Below are 1,307 nucleotides of genomic sequence, written 5' to 3'. Positions count from 1 at the left end.
GCTGTGCATTGCGTAGCGCGCCAGTTCTCGTCCGTCGGCCGGGTTGATGGAAACGATCATGCTCTTCTCCTGTATTCCTGCTCCCGCCTTTCCTCAGCGCAGATCGCCGGCGCTTATCAGGACACCGTCCGCATCCGCATAAAGGTAGGCGCCTGGTACGAAGGTTACGCCACCGAACTGGACAGGGACCCCTGCCCTGCCGGCGCCGTCCTTCACGGACTTCTTGGGCGTTGTCGCCAGGCAGAAAACAGCAACATCCATCGCGTTGATTTCAGCGCTATCCCTGACCGCGCCATTGATGACGATGCCGGCCCAGCCATTGTCCTGAAGGATCGTGGCGATCTGGTCGCCAAGCAGCGCGACCCGGCTGGACGCTCCCCCATCGACGACCATGACCCTGCCACCGCCAGGCTTCTGCAATTCTGCCTTGAGCAGAGCGTTGTCTTCGAAGCATTTGACGGTGGCGATCGGCCCGCAGAAGGCCTTTCTCGTTCCCAGTTTCAGGAAGGCAAGATCGCAGAACTGCACCGCCTCCTCATGAGCTTCGACTAGATCGGCGGTTTTCATGGGGAGCTCCGTTTATCGGCCGCCGAAGGCGGCCTTCAGTTCAGCGACGTTGTCGGCCGACAGAATGCGCGTGGGTGCACCGCGCAGCAGGATCAACAGCTTCGCCGTTTCCTCCAGTTCCTCGGCGGCATAGACAGCAGCGCCAATGTCCTTGCCGCTGACCACAGGCCCGTGGTTGGCCAGCAACACCGCGGCATGGCGGCCACCAAGGTCCCGGATCATGTCGCCCATCCTTTCATCGCCCGGCTTGACATAGGGGAGCAGCTTCACCTCGCCGACGCGCATGACGACGTAAGGGGTCAGCGGTGGGATGCAGTCGTCTGGGTCGATATCGGTCAGGCACGAAAGAGCTGTCGCGAACGTCGAGTGGAGATGGACCACCGCCCCCGTCTGCGGCCTGGTTTCATAAAAGGCTCGATGCAGAAAAATTTCCTTCGAGGGCTTGTCGCCGGAGACGTGGTTGCCGTTGCGGTCAAGCTTGGCCAGCCGCGCCGGATCGAGAAAACCCAGACATGAATTGGTGGGGGTCATCAGGATCCCGTCCTCGACCGCCGCGCTGATATTGCCGGCTGAGCCGACCGAAAAGCCGCGATCGAACAATGCTTTCGAAAGCCGGGCAATATCCTCGCGTATTCTGTTTTCAGTGCTCATCTGCCAGCGAGCCTTTCCAATGCCTTGTCGAAAAAATCGGGAGCCCCGAAATTGCCGGACTTCAGGGCAAGCGCGACGGGTTTGTCCCC

General features: G+C 60.7%; 2 protein-coding genes. Both read right to left on the bottom strand.

From position 1 onward, the window contains the following. Window positions 1–93: 93 nt before the first annotated feature. The gene (gene rraA, locus EOA60_RS33290) at window positions 94–567 is read right to left on the bottom strand and encodes a ribonuclease E activity regulator RraA (protein WP_127336072.1); all 474 of its coding nucleotides are present in this window, start codon (window positions 565–567) and stop codon (window positions 94–96) included. A 12-nt stretch (window positions 568–579) separates the two neighbouring features. Further along, window positions 580–1,218: a 3-oxo-tetronate 4-phosphate decarboxylase gene (gene otnC, locus EOA60_RS33285; protein ID WP_127336073.1), complete on the bottom strand. Its 639-nt coding sequence runs from the start codon at window positions 1,216–1,218 to the stop codon at window positions 580–582. Window positions 1,219–1,307 lie beyond the last annotated feature (89 nt).

It is taken from the genome of Mesorhizobium sp. M1A.F.Ca.IN.020.06.1.1, from assembly GCF_004023265.1.
Lineage (GTDB): Bacteria > Pseudomonadota > Alphaproteobacteria > Rhizobiales > Rhizobiaceae > Mesorhizobium.
Note: the sequence above shows the minus strand (reverse complement) of the source record. Positions and strands in the feature narration are given on the sequence as shown.

What these genes read in the sequence shown, in the direction of transcription:
- rraA (WP_127336072.1), bottom strand. Translation starts at nt 567, where the DNA reads ATGAAAACCGCCGATCTAGTCGAAGCTCATGAGGAGGCGGTGCAGTTC.
- otnC (WP_127336073.1), bottom strand. Translation starts at nt 1,218, where the DNA reads ATGAGCACTGAAAACAGAATACGCGAGGATATTGCCCGGCTTTCGAAA.